This is a genomic window from Streptomyces sp. NPDC007896, from assembly GCF_042959425.1.
GTDB lineage: Bacteria > Actinomycetota > Actinomycetes > Streptomycetales > Streptomycetaceae > Streptomyces.
The window spans coordinates 50,456-75,925 of the sequence record NZ_JBIBKX010000015.1 but is presented as its reverse complement, the minus strand read 5'-3'; the positions used below and the strand labels follow the sequence as shown (position 1 = coordinate 75,925).

Here is a 25,470-nt window from a genome sequence, read left to right as displayed (position 1 = left end):
GCGGGGGCGGTGGTTCGGCGCGGGTGGGCCGACGGTCTCGGGTCGGCGCCGCTGGGCCGCTCACGCGGCCCTGGGGTTGCTCAGGCGGACTTTCGGCCGCTCAGGCGGACTTTCGGCCGCTCAGGCGGCCTTGCGGATCTCCAGGAGGTCCGGGATCGGGGCGAGCTCCTCCAGCAACTGGCCGACCGAGCCGTCGAGGCGCTGCCGGTCGGTGTCGGACAGTTTGTCCAGCGGCGTCCAGGTGCCGTCCTCGGCCCGCTGGGCGAGCACCAGTTGCTCGGTGCGCCGCATCCATGTGTCGACGGCCGGGATCACCTCGGCGTTGCGCTTGTCGATCAGCGGGCGGAGCAGGGTGAGCAGTTCGCGGGTGCCGTCGAGGTTGGCCTCGGTGGTGGCGAGCTCGGTGCCGCTGCCGTAGTCCGCGTTGCCGCTCAGTTCGCGGTGCAGGGTGTTCTCGAGGATCTCGTGGGTGCGCAGCGGAAGGTCGGCCGAGTCGAAGTCCTGCTTCGGGAAGTCCTTGCGCAGGGCGTCCACATCGGCGGCGAGTTGCTTGGCGTACGGCGCGAGGGTGGCGGCGGACTGGCCGTGCCACAGGCCGTACTCGATGCGGTGGAAGCCGGTGAAGGCCGGGTCCTCGACTCCGCCCGCGAGTCCGGCCGTACGGCCGTTGATCTTGGCGTCGAAGTCGGCGAACGTTCCGTAGGCGGCGCCGAGCGAGGCGTACTGCGTGTGCGCGGGCAGCCAGTCCTTGCGGGCCTGGTCGAGCTTGTCGGCGTCGAGGTCGCTCTGGAGGGTGCGCGCCTTGGTCTGCAGATCGGCCAGACCCTGGTCGACGTACGTCCGGTAGGCGGCCAGCGGTGCGGCGAGGTCCTTCTCGGAGACCGGCAGTACGGCCTGGACCGAGCCGCCGCCCGCGCTGACGCGTACGGCCGCCGAGGTGACGGCCTTGCCGCCGTTGGGCACACAGCGCCAGGCGTACGAGCCCGTCCCGACGGTGGCTATCAGGGCGCGGGTGGTGCCGGGTGCGATGCCCTCGACCTCGCCGTAGACGGCGTTGCTGACCGGGTCGATCAGATAGATCTCGGAGGTACGGGAGCCGGTGTTGCGCACCTGGAAGGTCTGCCGACCCGGCTTGGGCGCGGTGAAGCCCTTGCCGCACTCGGCCGCGGACACCTCGACCACGGGCGTCCCGGACGCGGGCTTTCCGCTGCTGGCGGCGATGGTGATCCCCGCGATGAGCGCGGGCGCGGCGACGAGAGCGGCGGGGACCGTCCAGCGGGGGAAGCGACGGGGGGTGGACGGCGCGGCCGCGGCGCCCTCGGCGGGAGCGGACGGCTGGTCGGGGCCGGAGGCCGCAGGCTCGTCGGACTTCTCGCCTGCCGCGGCGGGCTCGTCTTCGGAGGCGGCCTCACCTGCGGAGGGGACATCACCGTCGCAGACGGGCTCGCCTGCGCAGGCGGGCGCGGTGGACCGCTCGGCCTCGACGGCGGTCGGCGCGACGGCACTCCCGGCGCCGGGGTCGGCGGGCGTCCCGGCCGCCCGCGCGACGGCGGGCGCGGACGCCGAGGTCGTCGACCCGGCGGGCTCCTCGGCCGTCGCGACAGCGACCCCCGCGGGCGCGGCGCCGTTGGACGTCCCGGCCTGCGCGTCGGTGGACGCCACCGGCGCCGGCTTCGCCGGGGTCGCCCCGCGGACGCCGCGCACGAACAGCGTCATCACGATCGCCAGGTACGCGCCGTAGACGCCGACCTGGAGCCAGGTCATCTGCGGGGTGAGGTTGAGCGTGCCCTGGACGACGGTGACGTACCAGGAGGCCGGGTCGAGATGCGCCGACAGATCGAAGGCGTACGACGTGCCGCCCGGGATCACCGTGGCTTCCTGGAGGTCGCGCATGCCGTAGCCGAGGACGCCCGCGGCGATGACGATGAGCACGGCGCCGGTGATGCTGAAGAACCGCGTGAGATTGATGTGCAGGACGCGCCGGTACAGGCCCCAGCACAGCGCCGCCGCGATCAGCAGCCCGACCGCCGCTCCGGCCAGCGGACCCGAGGAACTGCCCGCGGCCTGCGCGGTGGTCCACAGGAACAGCGCGGTCTCCAGGCCCTCGCGGCCGACGGCGAGGAAGGACGTGGCGATCAGTACGCCCGCGCCCATGCCCAGCGCGGCGGTGACCTTCTGCTTGATCTCGCCGGAGAACGTGCGGGCCGAGCGCCGCATCCAGAACACCATGGCGGTGACGAACACGACCGCGACCAGACTGAGCGTGCCGCCGAACGCCTCCTGCGACTTCCCGGGCAGGTTCGTCGCCGTGAACGTCAGCACCGCACCGAAGCTCATCGACAACCCGATGGCGGCGGCAACTCCGGTCCACACATGGGGAAGTCGGGCACGCTGGTCGGACCGTACGAGCGTAGCGACCAGAACCGAGACGATCAGTCCCGCTTCCAGCCCCTCACGCAGACCGATCAGAAAGCTGGGAAACGCGTCGTCCCACACCTCGGGCCTCTCTCCGATGCAGCAAATACCAGGCCGGACGGCCAAGGGCGGGGCTTAGTGTAGGCATGCCTAACTAACGGTCAAGAGAGCGCGCAAATCGCGACACAGCGGACGCGGACCGCACACCGGGCCCGGGTCGGCCGCATCGAGGGCGGTTCGGCCGATCAGTCGGCGCGAGGGCCGCGCGAGGCGGGCATCACACCCCTGAGCTGCGGTGACGCGAGAGCGGAAGGCAAGAACCCAGGCGTCCGCGTCGGTTCGCGGGGCGCACGGCGACGGCCCGTCGGCGTGCGCCCCGCCTCCGCCACGGACATTCTGTCCGTGCTTCGATTCTTACCAGCCCCTTACCCCGCGACACCGCCGGGACCAGGCAGTCTTTCCCCGCAACACCGCTGACCGCCGCTCGTTAAGACTCTCGGCGGCAATCCTCACCGCGACCACAACTCGCCTTTCCCTTACAGCATGTAGGGTTTCCCCGCTCCGCCCTTCTCAGGGAACACACAGAGTTCCCCGCCCCCGCTCCCACAGCTCTCCCCCCACCGCCCTCTCCCCAAGGTGATGCTCCACGGTGTCTGCACAACAGCCAGTACTCGTCCCGGAACAGAGGAACTCGAAGTCGCGCCGGACAAACCCGAGCGGACGGTCGGCCATCGGCGCCCGGCTGCGACCACGGGCGGCCGCGGCCACGGTCTGGTACCTGCGGCTGCTCGCGCTGCTCAACGTGGTGGCGGTCACGTCCCTGCCGTTCCGGGAAGAGGTGCACGAGCACAACGGAGGTGAGTTCTTCACCCCGTACCTGGCCACGGCCGGGCTGGTCTCGGCCGCGCTGGCGCTGTTCCTGGCTCTGGTGATGCGGCGCCGCAAACGGGCCGCGTGGATCTTCAACATGCTGCTGGCGGGACCGCTCTTCGGGCTGTACGTCCTGGCCCTCACGCAGGAGCAGTACCGACGGCACGGCTTCAACTGGTTCTCGACCCTGTTCACCGGGCTCTTCGTCGTCGCGCTGCTGGTGGGGCGAAGGGAGTTCCAGGCCGTCGGGGACCGCTCCAACCCCCGGCTGGCGCTGGCCGTCGGCGCCGGTGGCTTCCTGGTCAGTGGCACCCTCGGAACACTGCTGGTGAGCGCCACCAACAAGGTGTCCGGGGCGCCGCTGAGCGACCGGATCGCGTACACGCTGCTGCGCGGGGTCAGCGTCGGCCCGCTCGCCGACCGCCTCGACACGGTGGTCGCGCCCCGCTGGGTGGACGTGATCGTCAACATCCTGATCGCGGCGTCCTTCCTGCTCGTGCTCTACGCCTGCTTCCGTGCGCCGCGCGGGCGGGAACTCCTCGGCGAGGACGACGAGCGACGTCTGCGCGACCTTCTCGCCAAGCACGGTGAACGGGACTCGCTGGGCTACTTCGCGCTGCGCCGCGACAAGGCCGTCATGTGGTCCCCGAGCGGCAAGGCGGCGATCACCTACCGGGTGGTCGGCGGAGTGACCCTGGCCTCCGGCGACCCGATCGGCGACCCCGAGGCCTGGCCCGGCGCGATCGAGGCATGGCTGCACGAGGCGCGACGGCACGCCTGGACGCCTGCTGTGACGGGCGCCGGCGAGGAGGCCGGCACCATCTACGCCCGGCACGGCCTCGACGCCCTCGAACTCGGCGACGAAGCCATCGTGGATCTCGCCGACTTCACTCTCGAAGGGCGCGCGATGCGCGGAGTGCGCCAGGCGCACAACCGCATCCGCCGGGCCGGGTACACCGTCGACATCCGCCGCCACGGCGACATCCCCGAGGCCGACATGGCCACCCTCATCGACAAGGCGGACCACTGGCGGGACGGCGAGACCGAGCGTGGGTTCTCCATGGCGCTCGGCCGGCTCGGCGACCCGGGCGACGGCCGGTGCGTGATGCTGGAGTGCCGCGACAGCCAGGACGAACCACGGGCCGTACTGAGCTTCGTACCGTGGGGCGACAAGGGGCTGTCGCTCGACCTGATGCGCCGGGACCGCGACTCCGAGAACGGCCTCATGGAGTTCATGGTCATCGAACTCCTGCTGCGCGCCGAGGAGATCGGGGTGCAGCGGGTCTCACTGAACTTCGCCATGTTCCGTTCCGTCTTCGAGCGCGGCTCCCGGCTGGGGGCCGGACCCGTGCTGCGTCTGTGGTGCGCGGTGCTGACGTTCCTCTCCCGCTGGTGGCAACTCGAGTCCCTCTACCGGGCCAACGCCAAGTACCGGCCCGTCTGGGAACCCCGTTACCTCCTGTTCGAGAAGAGCAGCGACCTCCCCCGCATCGGCATCGCCGCCGCCCGCGCGGAGGGCTTCCTCACCCCGCCCGCCCTGCCCGCGCTCGGCCGCCGCCCACTCCTGCGCAGGCCGGGAAAACGCTCACAACCCCCGCACGGAAGCGTGCAGGTCCCCGGCCAGCAGAGCGGTTCTTCGGCCAACGCCTCGTCAACCAGGTAACCCTTCGGGCCAGTTCGAGGTACGGGCGCCGGGGCACACGCACCCGGCGCCCGCCATGTCACAGCCACCCGACGTTCACGTCGTCCGGAAACGATGCGGCCGATCACCGAGCCCGCTCCCGGACGAATCGACGCCCTCATGAAACGCATCGCGGCAGCCCCCGCCCTGGCCCTCACCCTCTGCGCGCTCTCCGTCCTCCTCGTGTCCCCGCTCCCGGCGCAGGCGGCGGGCGGGGCGTCGGGCAGTTACGGGACGAAGGCGCCGTACACGCCGCAGCAGGACGCCCGTACGTACCAGCGGGCACCGAAGGGGTTCGTCCCGGTGTTCACCGAGAACGTGTCCCGGCACGGTTCACGCGCGGCGACGAGCGGCGAGGACGGCGCACTGATCCTCCAGCTGTGGGACAAGGCCGAGAGCGAAGGTGAACTCACCCGCGCCGGTGCGGAGTTCGGCCCGCAGGTGCGCTCGCTGCTGGCGGCGATGGAGAAGGTCGGATACGGCAACCTCAGCGGCCGGGGCAAGCGGGAGATCCAGGGCACGGCGGCCCGCATGGCTCAGCGGCTGCCCGGACTGTTCACACGGATCGCCAAGGACTCCGAGCCGATCGACGTGGTCAGCTCGGGTCAGGGCCGCGCCGTCGACAGCGGCGCCCTCTTCGCCTCGGCCCTCGCCGACGCCGACCCGGCCCTCGGTCCCCTCATCGGCCCGGCGCGCACCGACCCCGACCTGCTCTACTTCCACAAGTCCGCGGGCGGCGCCGCCTACCGCGACTACATCGCCCACGACCAGCGGCTGGCCACCACCCTCAAGAGCATCACCGAGCAGCCTGCCACCCACCGCGCGGCCCGCGACATCCTGAAGAGGATCTTCACCCCTGCCTTCGTCCGGCGGATCTCGGCCGGGGAGTTCGCCTCCCTCGGCAACGAGGTGGACGCGGCCCAGGCGGTCTACAACCTGTACAGCATCGCCCCGGCCATGGCCGACGAGGGCAGCTGGCACCTGGAGCGCTACCTCGCCCCGCGCGACGCCGCCTGGTTCGCCTGTCTCAGCGACGCCGAGGACTTCTACGAGAAGGGGCCGGGCTTCGCGGACAGCGACATCACGTACAAGATGGCGGACGTCCTGCTCGACGACTTCTTCAAGAAGGCCGAGGCCAAGCGCGACAAAACCAGCGACCTCGGCGCGGAGCTGCGTTTCACCCACGCCGAGGAGATCATCCCGCTCGCCGCTCTCATGCGGCTGCCGGGCAGCACGAAGCCGGTGACGACGACTCAGCCGTACACCTATGCGGACAACCCCTGGCGCGGCGGCTCGGTGGCTCCGATGGCCGCGAACATCCAGTGGGACGTGTTCCGCAAGGGCGACACCTACCTGGTGCGGATGCTCTACAACGAGAAGGAGACCGCGTTCAAGGCGGGCTGCGCGCCCGTGGCGAAGGGCAGCGCGTTCTACGACCTGGCCGAGCTGGAGCGCTGCTTCGGGCGCACGAAGTCGTGAAAGATACCTCCGTCCAGGTGACTTGGGAACTTCTTTACCGATGCCGTCAGTTCTGATCACACCGGTTCGGGGCTCGCTCCGAGCCGGATCGGAACGATGAGCGCGATCAGTGAAGGAGCCACACCGACATGGTGTTCAAACGGCTGCTCGGGGCGATGGGTGCGGGCGGCCCCTCGGTGGACACGGTTCTCGACGGCGGCGCGGTGGCGCCCGGCGGGATCCTGTCCGGGCAGGTCCATCTCCAGGGTGGCAGCGCGGACGTGGAGATCGAGCACATCGGGCTCGATCTGATCGCCCGAGTGGAGGCCGAGCACGAGGACGGGGAGAGCGAGGGCGCCGTCGTCTTCGAGCGGTTCACGGTCGGCGGCGGTTTCCGCCTCGCCGAGGAGGAGCGGTACAGCGTTCCCTTCCGGGTGTCCCTGCCGTGGGAGACACCGGTCAGCGAGCTGTACGGGCAGCCGCTGGGCATCGTCCTCGGCGTGCGCACCGAGCTCGCGGTGGCCGGTGCGAGGGACAAGGGTGATCTGGATCCGCTGGCGGTGCGTCCGCTGCCGGTCCAGGAAGCGGTCCTGGAGGCGCTGGGGCAGCTGGGCTTCGGCTTCAAGTCCGCCGATCTCGAATACGGCCACATCGGGGGCACGGGGCAGCAGTTGCCCTTCTACCAGGAGATCGAGCTGACGCCCGCACCGCAGTACGCGCACGTGGTGAACGAGATCGAGCTGACCTTCCTCGCCACCCCGGCCGGGATGGAGATCGTCCTGGAGGCCGACAAGCGCGGCGGGCTCTTCGAGTCCGGGCAGGACGCCCTCACCCGCTTCACGGTGGGCCATCACGATGTCGGGGCCCGCGACTGGAACAGCGAAGTCGACGCCTGGATCAGACAGTTGGTCGAACACCGGGCGTCGTACGGCTCCCACGCCACGTACGGCCACGCCGATCCGTATGCCGCCGCAAGCGCGTACGGGCATCACTCGGCCCATGGGTCCGGCCATGAGCCGGGCCATGAGGGCCACCGCTCCGGGCCCGGCGTCGGTACCGCGGTCGCGGCCGGCGCGGCGGGACTCGCGGTGGGAGTGGTCGGCGGGCTGGTCGCGGCCGAAGTCGTCGACGAGGTGGGCGACTTCTTCGAGGGCGACGACGACGAAGGCGGCGAAGAGGACTGAGTCCTCAGGCGTGTCCGTGTCCGGAGGCGGTGTGCGCCGCCCCCGGACACGGACCCCGTGGGCTCAGTGCGCGGCGCTCGGAGCCTCGGTCGTCGCGCGTGGGGCGGTCTGCTCGGCGGAGTTCTTGATGATCGCCGTGGGGGTCACCGGAGCGGTGCCCTGTTCGGCGGTGGCGGCGGACGCGGGGTTCTCGTCCTTCATCGCCTTGGTCTCGCTCTTGAGGATGCGCATCGACTTGCCCAGCGCACGGGCGGTGTCCGGCAGCTTCTTCGAGCCGAACAGCACGATGAGCACGATCGCCACGATCAGCAGGTGCCAGGGTTCCAGTCCGTTGCGGAGCATCGTGCGCCCGCCTTTCTTCGCTTCGGTCGAGGGCGCGCACCACTGGCCGTCACCCACTTGAAGATTGCCGCTTTGCGCAACAGTACAACCATGGGCTCGGATCGGGCGGCTCCCGGCTCTCCCTTCCGTCCCCCTTCCGTTCCTGTTCCACTCCTGTTCCGCCGCTATTCCGTGCACATGTTCCGCCGCTATTCCGTGCGCAGGGCGACGGCACAGCGGGTCCGGGCGGCCCAGCCCGCGGGCAGCAGCGCGCCCAGGACGGCGATCAGCAGCCCACCGAGGGCGAGCAGGATCAGTTCGGGCGTGCGGTAGACGGCGATGACGGACTCGGGCAGGTTCAGCCCCGCGCTGTGCCCCATGGCCGGCATGATCCAGCCGTGCAGGGCGACGCCGAGCGGCACTGCGACGCCGCCGCCGACGAGTCCGGTCATGACGACCGAGGTGACGACCATGACGACGGTCTGCCGCGGCGTCATTCCGAGGGCCTTGTGGATGCCCAGGTCGCGGACCCGTTCCCGGGTGTCGAGGACGACTCCGTTGAGCACACCGAGTCCGGCGACCGCGACGAGCATCAGCGTGAGCACCGCGGTCAGGGAGTTCAGCACGGCGACCGTGCCACTGTTGTTGCCGACCCGACCGGTCTCGGCGGTGACGCCCAACGGCCGCAGTACGGCGTTCAGTCGGTGGGCGTAGGCCCTCACATCCGTGCCGGCCTTCACCGCCGCCGAGCATGAACGAGCCCGCATCGCCCGCGAGTTGCACGATGTCGTCACCCACAACGTCAGCGTGATGGTCATCCAGGCCGGCGCCGCCCGCAAGGTCATGGACGTCGCGCCCGACCAGGCCCGCGAGGCCCTGCTCGCGGTGGAGGCCGGTGGCCGGGCGGCGATGGCCGAACTGCGGCACGCCATGGGGCTGTTGACAATGGCGGCCGAGGGCCCGGAACCGGCCGCCGCGGTGGATCTCGCGCCGCAGCCGGGCCTGGACCGGTTGGAGTCCCTGGTCGGACGGGTGCGCGAATCCGGTGTACCCGTGGAACTGACGATCGCGGGGCCGGCCCGTGCGCTGCCGTCGGGGGTCGATCTGGCGGCGTACAGGGTGGTGCAGGAGGCGTTGACGAACACGGTGAAGCACGCGGTCGGCGCCAGGGCGACAGTGACGGTCGAGTACGGCACCGACCGTCTCCGCGTCGAGGTCAAGGACACCGGGGGCACGCCGGACGCGTCCGCGACGACCTCCGGAAACGGCCGCGGCCTGCTCGGTCTGCGCGAGCGACTGGCCGTGTACGGAGGCACCTTGGACACCGGACGACGTCCGACCGGCGGCTACCGTGTCATCGCGCTGATCCCCCTGGAGGCGTGATGACGTCACCGCTTCGGGTGGTGGTCGCCGACGACCAGACCCTCGCCCGTACGGGCTTCCGGATGATCCTCATGGCCGACGGCATCGACGTGGTCGCGGAGGCGGCCGACGGTGCCGAAGCCGTGGAGGCGGTCCGCCGCACCCACCCCGACGTGGTGCTGATGGACATCCGGATGCCGGAACTGGACGGCCTGGAGGCCACCCGCCGCATCCTGACCGGCGCTACCGACCCGCCCCGCGTGATCATCCTCACGACTTTCGACCTCGACGACCTGGTGTACGCGGCGCTGTCCGCCGGGGCCAGCGGGTTCCTCCTCAAGGACGTCACCCCCGAACACCTGGTCTCCGCCGTCCGCCTGGTCCGCTCCGGTGACGCCCTCCTGGCCCCGGCGATCACCCGCCGCCTGGTCGAACGTCATGCCCGCCGGTCTCCCGAGACGGCCACGCTCCATCGTGACCTGGCCCCGTTGACCCCGCGCGAGCTCGAAGTCCTGCGTCTGCTCGCACAGGGTCTGAGCAACACCGAACTCGCCGCCCACCTCCACCTGGCCGAGGCGACGGTCAAGACCCATGTGGCCCGCATCCTCGCCAAACTCGGCCTGCGCGACCGCGTCCAGGCGGTCGTCACGGCGTACGAAACGGGCCTGGTCACGCCCGGCACCGCGGCGAGCAGCACCTAGCTCCGACGACTTTCGGCTGGCAACTCCCGCTCTATTTCTACAGTGATGTAGTTTTTTGGTGTCGATCCATCCAGTGCCGGGCGTCCACTCGCCCGGCCGACGGCAGCACGGAGGAGAGCAGCGTGGGAGTTTCCCTGTCCAAAGGCGGCAATGTCTCGCTCAGCAAGGAGGCGCCGGGCCTGACCGCGGTCCTCGTCGGTCTGGGCTGGGACGTGCGGACCACGACGGGCACCGACTACGACCTCGACGCGTCCGCGCTGCTGGTCGACGAGTCGGGCAAGGTCCTCTCGGACCAGCACTTCGTCTTCTACAACAACCTGAAGAGCCCGGACGGTTCGGTCGAGCACACCGGCGACAACCTGACCGGTGAGGGCGAGGGCGACGACGAGTCCATCAAGGTGAACCTGGCCGGCGTACCGGCCGAGGTCGCCAAGATCGTGTTCCCGGTCTCGATCCATGACGCCGACGCGCGCGGACAAAGCTTCGGCCAGGTCCGCAACGCGTTCATCCGCGTCGTCAACCAGGCCGGCGGCACCGAACTCGCGCGCTACGACCTGTCGGAGGACGCCGCGTCCGAAACCGCGATGATCTTCGGCGAGCTGTACCGCAACGGCGCGGAGTGGAAGTTCCGCGCGGTGGGCCAGGGGTACGCCTCGGGTCTGTCCGGGATCGCCTCCGACTTCGGCGTCGGAGTCTGACGCTTCCCACCGGTCCCCCGCCGTCCGCGCCTCGATGCGCATCTGCTGGGCGCGGGCGGCGGGCCCGTTCCACCCCCGTCGCAGGAACACGCCCCCAAAGGCACACGTGACTGTCAGTGCCTTGGTGCACACTCACGATGAGTTGCCGTACGCCTGGGGAGGATGCCGTGTTCACGGGGATGGACGAGGTCGGCTGGGCCTCGATGAAACATGCCTACGGAAGCGCCGAGGACGTCCCGGAGTTGCTCCGGGGACTGGCCTCCGCCTGCCCGGAGGAGCGTGAGAGAGCGCTCGACGGGATGTACGGGGCTGTGCACCACCAGGGCGATGTCTACGACTCGACGCTCGCGTGCATCCCGTTCCTGTTCGAACTCGTCGGGCACTCGGAACTCCGCGACCGGGACGGCGTCGTGGAACTGCTCGTCAGCATCGGCGGTGGGGACGCCTTCGACGACGGTCCGCTCGAAGACGGGGACGGCGCCGAGGGCAACCACGCCATGGCCCGGACGGCGATACGGTCGGGCGCCACTGCCTTCGTCGGCCTGCTCGCGGACCGGGACCCGCAGGTGCGCCGGGCGGCACCGACGGCGCTCGTGCGGTTCCTCGACCAACCGGAGCGCGTCCTGGGGCTGTTGGCCGGACGGCTCGAGGAGGAAGAGGAGGAACAGGTGCGGCCGGCCCTGGCCGAGGGCCTGGGACTGTTCGCACGCCTGCACACCGCGTCCGCCGCTCCCGCGGTGGAGTACCTGGTCGAACTCGCTGCCGCTCCGCACGACCCCGGGCTGCGGCTCGCCGCCCTCGGCCAACTCGCCGGCTGCGCACCCGACCGCCTGCCCGCCGACCTCGTGCCCACCGTCGTCGCGCTGCTCCAGGCCAGATCACGACGGCCCCGAGTACCGGACCAGCCCGAGCGGCCCGACACCGACACCCTCATCGGCCACCTGCGACGCCTGCGCCCCGCCGACGAGGAGGGGGGTCATCTCCTGCGGACCCTGCACACCGCTCTCGGCAGCCGGACCGCCGACCGGATCGCCCTGCTCAAGGGGCAGTTGAGCAGCGATGAACCTGCCGACCGGTGCAATGCCGTGTGGTTGTCGGCAGGGCTCTTCCGCGAATGGCGGGGCTCGTACGAAGAGCTGGTCGCGTTGATCGGCGAGCAGGTCGTCACCGAGGAGCAGCGGTTGCGCGATGCCGCGTCCTGCGTCCTGGAGTCCCTCTTCGGTCTGGCCGCTCCGGCCGCCGACCACCTGGCCGCCCTGGTGGCGGTCGGCCCCGAGCACCGAGTACGCCAGTGGGAGCACGGCACACCGGCCCTCGGCGCCCCGCTCAAGGCGCTGGCCAGAGCCGGCGATCCGCGCGCGGTCGCGGCGCTCGCCGAGGTGTTGCACGGCCCGGTCGTACCCCCCGAAGTCGGTTACGAAGTCCAGCATTTGGGCCCGGCAGCGGCCCCGCTCGCTCCACTGCTGCGCGAGCGGCTCGGCGAGGTCCCCCTCGACGCACTCGACACCTACGACCGTGCGGTGCCGCTGCTGTTCGCGCTCGGCAGGCTGGGACACGCGCCGGCAGTACCGGAGATGCTGCGGCTGCTGCACGGAGCGCCGGAGGGGCTGCGGAGCCGGGAGTGGCTCGTGCGGGCGATCGCCGACGCGCTGGGCAGATGCGGCCCCGACGCGCGGGAGGCGATACCGGCCCTGCGCGAGCTGCTGGACGGGGAGTGCGCGGTGGCGGCGGCCGGTGCGCTCTGGTTCCTGGAGGGCGACGCGGAGGCCGTACTGCCGACGTTGCGAAGGGAATTGGTGGCGGGGCAGCTCCACGCTCGCAACGCGGCCGAGGCCCTGGGCCGACTGGGGCCCGCGGCCCGACCCGCCCTGCCCGCACTGCGCGGCATGGCCGACTCCGGGAAGGTGTGGCTGCGCGCGAGCGCCGCGGGCGCCCTGTGGGACATCGCCGGGGATCCAGGGCCGGTCCTCCCGGCGCTGCGCTCCGCCTGGGAGCAGAACGCGCACACCCGCACCCTCCTCGCCGACTGTCTGACCCGGATGGGGCCGGCGGGCACGCCCACCCACGATCTGCTGCGTACGGAACTCGCCACGCCACGGCGGCACCAGGCGCGGGCCGGCACATACGGGAGCGACAACATCGGCGAGGACGAACAGCTGCTGCGTGCCTGCCGCGCCGCCCTGGACGCCGCGTAGAAACCGCAGCTCAAAGCGGCTTGAGCACAGCTCATCGGGGCATTGTCAGACCCCTCCCCTACTGTGATCACCATCGCCTGCAGGTGGGTTCGGGAGGGGTCCTGTCATGGGTTGGATCGAGACATCCGGTGGGTACGCCGTCACGTTGGACGGCGCACAGGTGCGGTGCCGCAACGCGGCGGGGCGCACGCTGAAGCAGGTGCCCGCGAAGCTGCGGGACGACGTGGAGGTCGTCCGGCTGCGGCAGTTGGCCGAGTGGCTGGAGCGGCATGAGCAGGAGTGCCGCTCCCAGGTGGACACCTGGATCGTCCGCTCCCTGCCCGTGCCGACGGACCTGCTGGCCCGGGTGTGGCCCGATGCCGCCTGGCAGGGGGCGCTGCGGGATCTGGTGGTGGCGCCGGTGGACGCGGACGGCACGGTCGCGCTGGAGCGCGCCGGATTCCTGCGGGACGCGGATCCGGAGCAGGGCCTCGGCGTGGTCGACCTGGACGGCGACTCGGTCCGGCTCGCCGCGCGGACGGTGGTGATACCGCATCCGGTGCTCCTCGAAGACCTGGAGGAGCTGCGGGAGTTCGCGGCGGAGCTCGGTGTCGAGCAGGGCGCGGGCCAGTTGTTCCGGGAGGTCTGGCCGCGGCCGGACGAGAGGGACGGCGCCGCCTTCGAGTGGAGCGCCTACGCGGGCGGGAAGTTCGAGGAACTGCGGCACGCGACCGCGCGGGCGGGTTCGTACGGCTATCGGGTGCGCGGCGGATACGCGGTGTGCCCGCTGATCGAGAACGGGGTCGCGGTGGAGGCGGCCTACTGGATCGGCGCCGACTACCCGGAGTCCGAGACCCGTACCGGCGGCCTGGAGTGGCGGGCCGCGGGCGGGCGCCGGCTGCCACTGCGTGAGGTGGGGCAGGTGGCCTGGTCGGAGGGGGTTCGGATGGCGGCTTTGGTGTACGCGGGGCGCGTGGTGAACGGCGAGGACGAGGAGGGGGAGCTGTGAGCGGGGATCAGCTGCTGGAGTCGGGAGCGGTACTGCCGCTGGGCGAGGGTGCCGGCGATGTGCTGACGGCGCGGACGTACGGGCATCCCGTACTGGAGGGGCGCACGGTGGTGCGGCTGGTGCCCGAGGCCATCGGGCCCGCCGAGGACCTCGCCCTGGAGTACCTGGGCTTCGGCACAGCCGACTCGGCGCCGGTGGGCCGGGTGAGGCGCCAGTCGCTGGGCTTCCCCGCCTGGGCGCTGGTCAACGACCCGGTGAACGGGCACCATGCGCTCGCCGTGGTCAAGGAGATGGAGCGGCTCACCCGGATGGTGTCGAGCAAGCCGGGCCACGCCAAGGACGGCTTCGACGAGATCGGCACCCGGCTGGACCGCTCGGTGCCGCACTTCCTGCCGACGTACTACGAGCAGGTGGCCCGGTTGTTCCTGGCGGCGGAGTCGCGCCAGCACGCCGCGTCGTTCTTCGGCAAGGCCCGGGCGGCCGAGCAGCGGCACGCCCTCGAGGTGGACGAGGACCGGCTGCGGGAGGTGTTCCTGGAGTTCGCCGGGGCGGGCGCGCTGAGCGGCAAGGCGCTGCGCGACCACGCCAAGGGGCTGGCGGCACGACTGTCGGGGGCAGCCGCGTACGAGCAGTTCAGGACACTGTCGTCGCAGCGCTGCGCGGCCGGGATCGCTCCCTATGCGGGCATGCTGGAGGATCTGCGGCGGCTGGCGAAGGGGGCGGGGCTCGATCCGCGTGCCGAGGAGCGTGCGCTGCTCGCCGAGATCCTCCCCTCGGGGGCCATGAACCGGGCGGCCGGGAGCTTCTGGAAGTCCGCGCTGCCCGCTCTGGCGGAGCTGGCGCACGAGGATCCGGCGGTACGGGAGCGGTTGTTGACGCTGATGCCGTCCACGGGCGGTGATCAGCGTGAGGAGTTCGACGCGGCGTGGCTGGCGCTGCTCGACGCCTGCGGGGCGATCGGTCTGCTGCTCGACGGCACGGTCGACGCGGCCGACTGGCTGAGCTCCTGGGACCGGCACCGTCAGCGTGGCTGGCGGCAGCGCAAGCGGCTCGTCGAGGAACTCGCCCTGGTGGAGCGACTGGCGCCCCGGCTGATCGCCGACGGCAAGCCGGTGCGGCTGCTGCGCGAGCGGGGCTGGAACTCCTATGTGGATCTCGACCTGCTGGACACCGCCCTGGCGGCGGGTGTGCCGGTCGCCGACCCCTCACCGGGGACCGAAGGCCTGGAACTGCGCTACTGGACGGACGACGAGCGCCCGGGCCGCCGGGACCTGGCCGCGGTCACCACCGACCCGCGCTTCGCTCCCCTGTTGCGCAGGGCGGTGGAGAGCCTGTCGATCGGGGACGGACCGGGGTCCGGGCCTTCGCCACGTGTGCGGCGGCTCGCGGACCATCCGACGCTGCGCACGGCCGTGGCGGGCTGGCTCCGGGACCGTGCCGACGAACTGGCCGAGCCGGTCGGCCTGCCGGGGCTCAAAGAGCTGCTGACCAAGGTCTCCCGCTTCTCGGCACCCGCCGCACTGGCGACGGCACCGGAGGCCGTCCGGCGGATCGTCGGCTTCGATCCCGCACCGGTCCTGGGCCGCACCCTGCGCACGGGCCTCTTCGACGAACTGGGCTGGCCCGCCCTGGAAGAGGCCCTGGACACCCTCGGCAAGGTCGCCCCGCCGACGAGCGGACAACACCCGTGGCCGCACCAGCACGGCGGGTCGTACCAGTACGCGGACGCCTGGCCCGCGCTGATCGTCCGTGTCGGGACCCAGGTCGCACTGGCCGGCCCCGACGCCCTGCTCGACACGCGCACGCTCACCCTGCCGTCCCAGGGACGCCAGTACGGCGAGCCGACGGTGCGTCATGTGGACGGCCAGTGGCTCATCGCGTCCGGGTACGGGAACGAGCAGCGGGCCGTCTGGTCCGGACGCCCCGCCGACGTGTTCAAACCGACGGGCTTGCCGGGCGGCTGGTACGGCGACCACTCGGTATCGCTCGCGCTGCCCGACGGCGGCCGCTGCTTCGGCGGCCGGCCTGTGCACGCCGGGGACACCGCGTTCGCCGAGCAGCGCCGCGAGATCGCCTCGGACGGCATCTCGTACTGGGTGCTGCACGAGAACCACTGGCACGAGTACGACCCCGCCACCGCCAAGCGCGGCCGGGCGTCGGTGCCTGCGTTCTTCGACTCGGCGCTCGCCGGCGCCCGCCCGGGCGTCGTCCTCGCACAGTCGGACTGCCGGCTGCTGCCGGTCCAGCCGGGTCTGGAGGGCTCACCGTTCGGCAGCAAGGACGGGCTCCTCGGTTGGTGGGTGACGCGCGACCAGAACTCCGGTGCCTGGACGGCCTGTTCGGTCGACGGAAGCCGTAGTCCGGCGACCACCGAGGGCGTTCCGGCCCCGCCCCTGCGCCTGCCGGGCGGAGCCGCTCTGCACCCCGTGCAGGCGGGCTGGAACCCTACGATCGTCGATCTGTGCGACAGGGACGGTCTGTCGGTGGCCCGCGTCCAACTGGGCGACCGCGGCAGCTCACACGCGGCGGGCACCCGCTTCCTGCCGCCGCTGTGGTACTGGCACGCCCTGCGCCCACGCGACGAGCACGGCTCGGCCGCGCTGCGGGCCGTGACCGACGCGGACGCCACCGCCCTGCTGGCCGCCGTCCGGAACGGCGAGAGCCCGCGGGAGGCCGTGGCCCGGCTGCTGCCCGCCGTCACCGACGAGCGGCTCGCGCTCGGGGTGGCCGGATTGGTCGAGGAGACGGCCCGCTGTGCCAAGCGGATCGCCACGCTCGCCGAACGGGCCGAGCGGCCGGTCGCCGCGCCCCAGGACAAGGAGGAGGAAGTCCGGCACGCGTACGACCACGTCCTGCGCGAGGCGCTGCGGGAGCTCACCGCTCCCGGACACTTCTACGGTTACTACGGCAACGAACAGCACGCCACTACCGCCGTCGACCAACTCACCGCGCTGCGCGAGCTGTTGACCCCGGACACAGCGCCCGCGAAGTTCCCGTTCGTCGGCACCGGAGTCGCGTGGCTCTCGCTGACCGGTCCCGGCACGGCGGCGGCCGCCCTGCGCGCCGCCGCGCCCACCACGCCGGATGAGCAGCGCGCCGGGCTGCTGGAATTCCTCGACGTCGTCCTGTCGGTCGGCGACGGCGTGCTCGTCGATCCCCGCGGACGACTGCGGGTCGTACAGCTCAAGGCCTCCCGGTCGGAGCGGCCGGAGCGCGTCGGGGAAGTACTGGCCTCGGGCGACCGGCGGCTGCTGATCCTGTCCTGTCAGGAGGTCGACGCGGACGACGCGTACTGGAACGCCGTCGAGTACGACCCTGCGGGCGAGTTCGGCCCCTGGGAGGGCTTCGCCCTCGTCGAGTCCGAGATCCGGGGCACGTCCGAAGACGAGGCCCTGGCGCCCGCCGTACGGCGGTTGGTGGCACTCGTGAGGGAGCGGGGACCGCTGCCCTACCGGCCGGAGCAGGCAAAGGAGTTCGCCGAGCGGGTGGGGGTGAGCGCGGTGGCCGGAGCGCTGCTGCTCCTCGGGCTGCCCGGGCTCAACTCGTACGGCAAGGACGGGCTCCTGCCCGCGGAGCAGCTTCAGCCGCTGGGCGCGAAGAGCTCGGAGGCACAGGCCGCCCGGAGCGCCCTCGGTGAACTCTCCGTCCAGGAACGGCAGTTGTTCACCGCCGCGCTGCTCCCCACGGATCCCGGACACATGGAGCGGCTGTGGACCGACGGCTTCGACCTGGAGCCCGTCGTACGGATCTGGATCGAGCGGCGGGGGCAGCGGCGAGCGGCGCCGCCCGAGCTGATCGCGCGGATGGTGAGCGAGATCGGTCCGGGCCGGATGCTCGACGCCGTCCTGAACCCCCAGGCGCGCCCCGAGCTGACCGGTCGCACCGAGCAGCGGATGCGGGGCAACGGACTCGAACCGCTGGACGCTGGGGCCCTGTTCACCGGATCCACCCTTGCCGCGTACGTCAGCATGCTGCGCTGGCTCGCCTATCGGCTGCCGTACGGCGATCCGCTGCGCGCGACGCTGCCCGAGACCCTGCGCATGCTCCGTGAGCGCCTCACCGACCCCGGGCTGCTGCTCGACCTCGGGGTGACCTGGGGGCATGACGGCTACACGGTGTCGACCCGGGTACGGGAGACGTTCGGGCTGCCCGCCCAGGGGGGCGGGGACGAGGATGGCCTGCTGCGGGCGGGCCCGGCGATCGTGCTGGCGCCGATGCGGCACCGCTCGGAGTGGGACACCGTATGGCTGCGGCCGTCGGCCGTGCTGGCGCAGGCGGGCGAAGAGGGCGGACCCGATCACCCGGCCCTGAAACTGCTCGCGGGGCTGAGCCGGGACAGCGGGCAACTGCAGTCGCTGCGCGCGCTGTTGAGCGAGGAGTTCACCGCCCTGATCACGGCGGACGGCCCTCCCGGAGCCGCACAGCACCCGGCCCACAGCGTGCCGGAGCTGGTGGCCGAGGCGGCGCAGAGGTGCGGACTCTCCGAAGACGCGGCCGGGCTCTATCTGATGCTGCTCGCGCTCCCGGACCCTACGGACCGCAACCAGGCGGCCTGGACCGGCTGGAAGCCCGCGCGGCTGAAGCGGGCCCGAGCCGAACTGGCCGCCGCCGGGCTGGTGGTGGAGGCGAAGCGGTCCCGGGCCGGTCGAGCGCAGTTCCTGCCCGGCGGCTGGCTGGAACACAAGGCGCCGCGGTTGCCCGTCGAGAGCTGGAAGACCCCGCTGCTGCCGGAGACGACCCACGGTTTCGTGGTGCCGGACCGCCCGGTGCCGGAGTTGTTCGCGCGGGCCTGGCGGAGGGTCGTCGAGGGTGACGCGCCCGGGTTCGAGGAGTTCGCCGGGCGCGGTGGCCGGGGCGGCAGAGGTGGCCGGGGCGGCCGGAGCGGAGGCAGGGCATGAGCGACGGACAGACCACGGCGAGTGGGGTGACGGCAGCGGGTGCGACGAGCAGGACGGACGTGACAGAAGCGGTGGGCGTAACCGGTGTAACGGGCGTGTCGAGCGGGACGGGCGCGCGGCAGATCCAGCTGCCCGAGGACCGATACGCGGAGGAGTTGGCGTTTCTCACGGCGTACGACGAGGGGCCGCGACCGCCGGGCTGGCACCTGACCCCGCGTGCCGTGGTGACGTTCGTGTGCGGTTCGCAGGGCGAGACGCTGAGCGGCGCGGACGGGCGCCGGCTCGTCGTGTCACGGAAGTTCGTGGGCGAGCGGGGACTCGTCGAGCGGTGTGTGGTGACGCTCGCGGGCGAGCGGGGTCTCCTGCTGGTCGGCGAGCCCGGCACCGCCAAGTCGATGCTCTCCGAACTGCTGGCCGCCGCCGTGTGCGGCACCAGCGCGCTCACCGTGCAGGGCACCGCGGGCACCACGGAGGACCAGCTCAAATACGGCTGGAACTACGCAATGCTGCTCGCCGCGGGGCCGAGCCGCGCGGCCATGGTGCCCTCACCCGTGCTCACGGCGATGACCCGGGGAGCCGTCGCCCGGATCGAGGAGGTCACACGCTGTCTGCCCGAGGTGCAGGACGCCCTGGTGTCCCTGCTGTCCGAACGGCGCATCGCCATACCGGAGTTGGCCGGTGGCTCGGACGGGGACGGCACGGTGCACGCCGTGCCGGGGTTCACGCTGATCGCGACGGCCAACCTCCGTGACCGCGGTGTCTCCGAGATGTCGGCCGCCCTCAAGCGCCGCTTCAACTTCGAGACCGTCGGACCGATCGACGACCTCGACGCGGAGACGGAGCTGGTCCGTGGCCAGGCCACGGCGGCGCTCGCCCGCTCGGGTGCCCGTTTCTCCGTGGACGACGCGGTGCTGGAGGCATTGGTCACGGCCTTCCGGGATCTGCGCTCGGGCCGCAGCGCGGAGGGCTGGGAGGTCGAACGGCCCACCACGGTGATGTCGACGGCGGAGGCGGTGCAGGTCGCCACGTCGATGGGCCTGGGCGCCGCGTATCTCGGGGACGGCAGGGATGTCGTGCGCACTCTGCCCGGCCATCTGCTCGGCACGGTGCGCAAGGACGACCCGGCCGATCACGCACGGCTGCTGGGCTACTGGGACGGTCCGGTGCGGCGGCGCGCGGAGCAGGGCGCCGCGCTGTGGCGGACGCTGTGGGAGCTGCGCGATGACCTCGTGTGAGACTGCGGCCGACTCGGCGGCGTCGCCCGAGGCGGCTCTGGAGGCGCTGGCCGAGTGTCGGGAGCCGTTCCTGATCGGCGTGCGGCACCATTCGCCCGCGCTCGCGGCGGGCGTGCCGGGGATGCTGTCGGCGGCGGCGCCGGAGGTGCTCCTCATCGAGCTTCCGGAGGAGTTCGCGCCGTGGCTGGAACACCTGGGGGATCCGGCGACGGTGCCACCGGTGGCGCTGGCGGGGAGCCGGGAGCACGGCGGGGTGGTCTTTCTGCCCTTCGCCGAGTTCTCCCCGGAGCTGGCGGCGATTCGGTGGGCGAGGGGGGCGGGAGTGCCGGTCGTGCCGTTCGACCTGCCGCTGGCCGCGCGGGACGCGGACGAGCGGGCGCGGGTGGTGACGGAGGAGCCGGGCGCGGGAGGTGCGGGCGGCGGCCGTGGGCGGTTGGCGGCCGCCCTGCGAGAGCGCGCAGGGGGCCGGACGGAGGACGACCTGTGGGCCCGGCTGGTGGAGTCGGGCGCGCCGGGCGCCGGGGCAGAGGAGTTGCGGCGCGCCGCGCTGCTCGTCGGCTGGGCGTTGCGGGCGGACACGGGAGAGGACGCCGTGGACCCGTACGACCTGCGGCGCGAGGCCCATATGCGGGGACGGCTGGCCGAGTACTCGGGGCGGCGTACGGCGGCGGTGATCGGGGCGTTTCACGCGCCGGCGCTGCTGCGGGCTGGTTCCGGTCCGGTGGGTTCGGGTGTTGGTCCGTTGGGTTCGGGTGCCGGTCTGGCGGGTTCGGGTGTCGGTCCGGTGGGTTCGGGTGTCGGTCCGGTGGGTTCAAGTGCCGCTCCCGCGGAGGGCGTCCCCTCGGTCATCACCTCCCTCGTGCCCTACTCGTACCCGCTGCTCGACGAGCGGTCGGGGTATCCGGCCGGCATCCGTGATCCGGAGTGGCAGCGGGGGGTGTTCCGGGCGGCCGGGGAGTCGGGGCGGCTGGACGAGTTGCTGACGGCGACGGCCGTACGGATCTGCGCCGCCGTCCGCGAGACGGGGCATCCCAGTGGCCCCGCGGACGCCCGGGAGGTGGTGCGGGTGGCGCGGGACCTGGCCACGCTGCGCGGGCTGCCCGCCGCGGGCCGCGGGGAGCTGGTCGAGGCGGTGCAGACGGTGCTCACGCAGGGCCAGTTGCTGGGTCGGGGGCGGGTGGTGGCCGCGGCCATGGAGCGGGTGCTCGTCGGTGACCGGCGGGGGAGGCTCGCCCCCGGCACGCCACGCTCCGGGCTCGGCCCGGCGGTCGAGGGCCTCCTCGCGGAACTCTCACTGCCGTCCCCCACCGCTCCCGCCCGTCGTGAGCTGCGGCTCGACGCGCTGCGGTCCGAGCTCGACCGCCGGCGCGAGATCTGTCTGCGCAGGATGGCGGTCTGCCGTGTTCCCTACGGTGAGGAGGCCGGCGTCACGGGGGTCGGTGACGGCGCCGCGCTGACCACACGGTGGACGGTGACCTGGACGCCCTCGACCGCTGCGATGCTGGATGTGACCGGCGTTCACGGAGTGACGCTGGAGCAGGCGGCCGGCGGCGTACTGGCGCGGCGACGGGCGGCGGAGCGGCGCGACGGCGGTCCGGCCGCGGCCCAGGTGCTCGCCGGGCTCGAGGACGCGGCCCGCTGTGCCCTCCCGGGGCTCGCCTCGGAGCGCCTCGCGGAAGTCGCCGAACTGCTGCCTGCGTCCGGCTCCCTGCCCGAGCTCCTCGGCGGGCTCGACCTGTTGAGCCGGATCGGCGCGGGGCATGTGCCGGGGCTGCCCGCCCCTTGGGAGAAGGAGCGGATCGAGGCGGCGTACGAGGAGCTGGGCGCCGCCGGTGTCCGCGCGCTCGACGGGCTGACCGGTTCCACCGACACCGCCGACGCCCGCGCTCTGGTGGACCTCGCCACCCGGGTGGACGGCGCGGGCGGCGGGCTCCGGCTCGCGGACGCCCTCGCCCGTTTGGACGAGGACGGTACGCCGCTGATCCGCGGCGCCGCGGGAGCCGCCCGGGTGCTGCTGCGGCTGCGGGAGGCGACGGACTTCGGCACCCGGCTGGCCTCCCGTGTCGACGGTGCGGTGACTCCCGAACTCCGTTCCGACCTCGCCGCGTTCCTGCGCGGCACACTGCTCGCCGCCGGTCCGCTGCTCGAGACGGGCGAGGCCGTGGACCCGCTCTTGGAGCGCGTCGAGTCCCTCACCGACCGGGCCTTCCTCGACCGTCTGCCGGCCCTGCGCGCCGGCTTCGACGTCCTGGCGCCGGCGGCCCGGTCCCGGATGCTCGCCGCGGTCGAGGACCGCACCGGCCGCGCGGTGGGCGAGTTGCCGGACGCGGTGGCGGAGCCGGGGTTCCTGGCCCGGATGGCGGCGGCGGATCTGGCGGGGCGGACTGCGTTGGCGACGGCGGGGTTGGACCCCTTGGGCACGGAGCCGTCTCCGACCTCGCATCAGACCCCTCGCGACAACCCCGCCGTGCCCAAGAGCCCTGCTGTATCCGATAGCCCCGCCGTGCCCAAGAGCCCTGCTGTATCCGATAGCCCCGCCGTATCCGATAGCCCCGCCATACCCAGCAGCCCTGAGGTGCCCGACAGTGTTGCCGTGCCCAACAGTCTCGGCCCCGGCGAGCGCTGGCGGCTCCTGCTGGGCAGGGCGCGGCAGTTGACGGGGCGGCCCGGCCGGATCGCGCGCGCACTCGACGAGTTGTACGGGAGCGGGCGCGGCGAGGGGGTCGCAGAGCCCGGCGAGGCCGGTGCCGGCGGCGGGAGCGAGGCGTCGTTCCCGGATGTGCGGAGCTGGTCCGAGGAGCTCGCGGCGCTCTTCGGACCCGGGGTACGGGAAGAGGTGCTGGCCGCGGCCGCCGACGCCGGACGTGTCGACGCCCTGCAGGAACTCGACCCCGCCTCGGCCCGCCCCTCGGTCGAGCTCCTGCGGACGGTCCTCTCGTACGCGGGAGGCATGCCCGAGCGGCAACTCGCGCGGCTTCGTCCGCTGGTGGCCCGGCTGGTCAAGGAGCTCACGGACGCCCTCGCCCACAGACTGCGGCCCGCCCTCGCCGGTCTCGCGCATCCGCGGCCCACCCGCAGACCGGGCGGTCCCCTGGATCTCGCCCGCACCGTGCGCGCGAATCTCGCGACGGCGCGCCGCGATCCGGCGACGGGAGCGGTGACGGTGCTGCCCGAGCGGCCGGTGTTCCGTACCCGGGCCCGCAAGGCGGCGGACTGGCGGCTCGTGCTGGTCGTCGATGTGTCCGGGTCCATGGAGGCATCGACGATCTGGGCGGCGCTCACCGCGTCCGTGGTCGCCGGGGTCCCGGCGCTGAGCACGCACTTCGTGGCGTTCTCGACGGAGGTCATGGACCTCACCGACCAGGTGGACGATCCCCTCGGGCTGCTTCTCGAGGTGCGCGTCGGCGGCGGGACGAGCATCGCCCGGGGCCTGCGGCACGCGCGCTCACTGGTGACGGTTCCCTCCCGCACGCTGGTCGTGCTGATCAGCGACTTCGAGGAGGGGGGTCCGGTGGGCCCGCTGCTGTCCGAGGTGCGGGCACTCGTCGACTCGGGCTGCCATGTCCTCGGCTGCGCCTCGCTGGACGACGCCGGCAGACCACGCTACTCGACCGGTGTGGCGGGGCAGCTGGTGGCCGCGGGCATGCCGGTGGCGGCCCTCAGTCCGCTGGAACTCGCCCGCTGGGTGGGCGAACGCATGGGAGGTACGCACCGATGACCACGCTTCCCCCGGTGACGGCCGAAGTGGCGGCCGCCGCACTGGAGTCGCTCCCGACCCGTCTGCGCAAACGAGCCGACTCGGCCGCGGCCAAGGCGGCGAACTGGCCTGTCGCCGCTACGGACGCGACGGTCGTGGTGCGGGTCGACGACGCGACGACGGTCACCCTCACCACCACGGCCGGGGTGGTGGCATCCGCCGAAGACGCCGTGTGCAGCTGTCTGCTCGCGCCCGCGTGTCTGCATCGCGCGGCGGTCCTGACGCTGGCACCGCTGGCGGAGGAGACGGACGGCCCTGAAACGGCGGCTGTCGTTCCGTCGGACGCCGACGACTCCACGCCTGTCCCTCCGGAGACCGGGTCCCTCCGCCTCACTCCCCCGCAGTCCGCTGCGGTGCACACCCTCCAGGCGGCCGCGACCGCCGTACTGGCAGCCGGAGTGACCGGCTCCGGTGCCGTGCACCGCGCCACGCTCCTCCATGCCGCCCACTCGGCGCGCGTCGCCGGACTCCACCGTGCCGCGGCCGCGGCCGTCCGGGTGGCACGACGGCTCTCCGAGGCGGGCACCGGGGACCCCGCGTTCCGGCTGCCCGAACTGGCCTCGGAGCTGGCGGAGTTGCTGACCGTCGCCGACGGGCTGGGCCGCGCACCGGACCTGGATCTGATCGGCACCGCACGTCGGGCCTATGTGGCGAACGGTTCGCTGCGGCTGCGCGGTCTGTTCACCGAGCCGGTGGTGACCGCTTCGGGGTATGCCGGGGCGGTCACGTACGCCCTCGCGCAGGACGGTCGGCTCCGCTCGCTGTCCGACGTGGCGCCGGGCGACGCCGACCGTGCTCGGCAGGCCGCGGGCTCCGCGGTCCCCGGCGGCAGCGCCCTCACCCTGCGGGAACTGGGCGACCACGGCGGGGCGATCCTCACCGACCCGACCGTCTCGCCGGACGGGCGGATCGGCGGTGGCGGCGCGGTCCGTTCCGTACAGGCGTCGGGGGCCCGTTGGCACGAGGAGCCGCTCGACACGCTCTGGCGGCGTTCCCCGGCCGACCAGGTGGCCGTCGCGCTGAGGTGGTCGGCGGAGCCCGCCGAGGAGCGGGACGCGGGTGGTGACCTGCTCTTTCTCACCGGGACGATCACCGGCGGAGGGTTCGCCGTGGACGGCGGTCCCACGGTGCGCCTCCTGGCGCCGGACGAGCGTCCCGGACTCCCCTACGTCGAGAACCTCCGGCTTCTGGCGGGGGCCCACGGTCTGTCCGTGCGCCTCGTCGCGCGGCTCGCGGCGGACCGGCCGAGCGGTGTACGCGCCCTCGCCGCGGCCTGGCAGGGTGCGGACGGTGACCCGATCCGCGCGGACCTCGGCCTGCGCCGCCTCAACCGCACCCACCTACCCAGGACGGGGAGTGCCGTCATCCCGTCCACCCCCGCGCCCGCGCTTCCCACGGAACTCGACCTCCTGCGGCGGGCCGTGGACCGCGCGGTCGCGGGTGGGCGCGCCGTCACCGCCGCCGTGGCCGACGACGAACTCCCCCGTCGGCTCGCCGCGGTGGGTCTGGCCACGGGGGCCGCGTGCGCGCGGGCCCTGGTGGACACCGCGTCGGACCGGCGCCATGACGCGCTGGGCCGACTGCGGCCGGCCGACCCGGAGGCGTACGCCCGTGCCTGGCTCGCGTCGTCCACATACGCCTCGGCCGCCACGGCATCCCTCCTCACGGCCGCCTGGGCACCGGAGGGGGACCACGATCCGGCCTGAC

Annotated in this window: 14 protein-coding genes and 1 pseudogene; 12 read left to right on the top strand and 3 right to left on the bottom strand. The window is 72.7% G+C overall.

Going from position 1 to position 25,470, the window contains the following annotated elements; all coding sequences use genetic code 11:
* Positions 1-120: 120 nt before the first annotated feature.
* Complete coding sequence (gene efeU / locus ACFZDJ_RS38570; protein ID WP_391066105.1) at positions 121-2,496, bottom strand: iron uptake transporter permease EfeU; 2,376 nt, start codon at positions 2,494-2,496, stop codon at positions 121-123.
* Between the two features lie 568 nt (positions 2,497-3,064).
* Between efeU and ACFZDJ_RS38565 the strand changes: the two genes are divergently transcribed.
* The 3 genes from ACFZDJ_RS38565 (at position 3,065) to ACFZDJ_RS38555 (ending at position 7,608) form a co-directional block, all read left to right on the top strand.
* Positions 3,065-4,948, top strand: a complete 1,884-nt coding sequence (locus ACFZDJ_RS38565) for a phosphatidylglycerol lysyltransferase domain-containing protein (protein WP_391066102.1) — start codon at positions 3,065-3,067, stop codon at positions 4,946-4,948.
* Between the two features lie 138 nt (positions 4,949-5,086).
* Positions 5,087-6,445: a histidine-type phosphatase gene (locus tag ACFZDJ_RS38560; protein ID WP_391066099.1), complete on the top strand. Its 1,359-nt coding sequence runs from the start codon at positions 5,087-5,089 to the stop codon at positions 6,443-6,445.
* 128 nt (positions 6,446-6,573) lie between these two features.
* On the top strand, positions 6,574-7,608 hold the full coding sequence (locus ACFZDJ_RS38555; RefSeq protein WP_391066096.1) for a sporulation protein: 1,035 nt from the start codon (positions 6,574-6,576) through the stop codon (positions 7,606-7,608).
* 63 nt (positions 7,609-7,671) lie between these two features.
* Here ACFZDJ_RS38555 and tatA read toward each other — a convergent pair whose 3' ends face one another.
* Together tatA and ACFZDJ_RS38545 are read right to left on the bottom strand one after the other, a co-directional pair.
* Positions 7,672-7,950, bottom strand: coding sequence for a Sec-independent protein translocase subunit TatA (gene tatA / locus ACFZDJ_RS38550; protein ID WP_168489669.1), 279 nt, complete (start codon positions 7,948-7,950; stop codon positions 7,672-7,674).
* 188 nt (positions 7,951-8,138) lie between these two features.
* A complete protein-coding gene (locus ACFZDJ_RS38545) occupies positions 8,139-8,669 on the bottom strand; it encodes an FtsX-like permease family protein (RefSeq protein ID WP_391066092.1) in 531 nt (176 codons plus the stop codon).
* Between the two features lies 1 nt (position 8,670).
* Between ACFZDJ_RS38545 and ACFZDJ_RS38540 the strand changes: the two are divergent.
* From ACFZDJ_RS38540 to ACFZDJ_RS38500, 9 genes and pseudogenes are all read left to right on the top strand, one after another.
* Positions 8,671-9,312: pseudogene (locus tag ACFZDJ_RS38540) on the top strand (sensor histidine kinase); the annotation flags it as partial.
* Positions 9,312-9,992, top strand: coding sequence for a response regulator (locus ACFZDJ_RS38535; protein ID WP_391066089.1), 681 nt, complete (start codon positions 9,312-9,314; stop codon positions 9,990-9,992). The pseudogene ACFZDJ_RS38540 and the gene ACFZDJ_RS38535, both read left to right, overlap by 1 nt.
* A gap of 122 nt (positions 9,993-10,114) precedes the next feature.
* On the top strand, positions 10,115-10,690 hold the full coding sequence (locus ACFZDJ_RS38530) for a TerD family protein (protein WP_075025505.1): 576 nt from the start codon (positions 10,115-10,117) through the stop codon (positions 10,688-10,690).
* Between the two features lie 167 nt (positions 10,691-10,857).
* On the top strand, positions 10,858-12,885 hold the full coding sequence (locus ACFZDJ_RS38525) for a HEAT repeat domain-containing protein (protein ID WP_391066086.1): 2,028 nt from the start codon (positions 10,858-10,860) through the stop codon (positions 12,883-12,885).
* Between the two features lie 106 nt (positions 12,886-12,991).
* Positions 12,992-13,873 (top strand): DUF4132 domain-containing protein, encoded by an 882-nt coding sequence (locus ACFZDJ_RS38520; RefSeq protein ID WP_391066083.1) that lies wholly within the window; start codon positions 12,992-12,994, stop codon positions 13,871-13,873.
* On the top strand, positions 13,870-18,771 hold the full coding sequence (locus ACFZDJ_RS38515; protein WP_391066080.1) for a hypothetical protein: 4,902 nt from the start codon (positions 13,870-13,872) through the stop codon (positions 18,769-18,771). The genes ACFZDJ_RS38520 and ACFZDJ_RS38515 overlap by 4 nt, the downstream gene beginning before the upstream one ends.
* A complete protein-coding gene (locus ACFZDJ_RS38510) occupies positions 18,768-20,006 on the top strand; it encodes an AAA family ATPase (protein ID WP_391066077.1) in 1,239 nt (412 codons plus the stop codon). The genes ACFZDJ_RS38515 and ACFZDJ_RS38510 overlap by 4 nt, the downstream gene beginning before the upstream one ends.
* Positions 19,993-23,724 carry a DUF5682 family protein gene (locus ACFZDJ_RS38505; RefSeq protein WP_391066075.1) on the top strand — a complete coding sequence of 1,244 codons (3,732 nt, stop codon included), beginning with the start codon at positions 19,993-19,995 and terminating at the stop codon, positions 23,722-23,724. Before ACFZDJ_RS38510 ends, ACFZDJ_RS38505 begins: the two co-directional genes overlap by 14 nt.
* On the top strand, positions 23,721-25,469 hold the full coding sequence (locus tag ACFZDJ_RS38500) for a hypothetical protein (RefSeq protein ID WP_391066072.1): 1,749 nt from the start codon (positions 23,721-23,723) through the stop codon (positions 25,467-25,469). The genes ACFZDJ_RS38505 and ACFZDJ_RS38500 overlap by 4 nt, the downstream gene beginning before the upstream one ends.
* Position 25,470 lies beyond the last annotated feature (1 nt).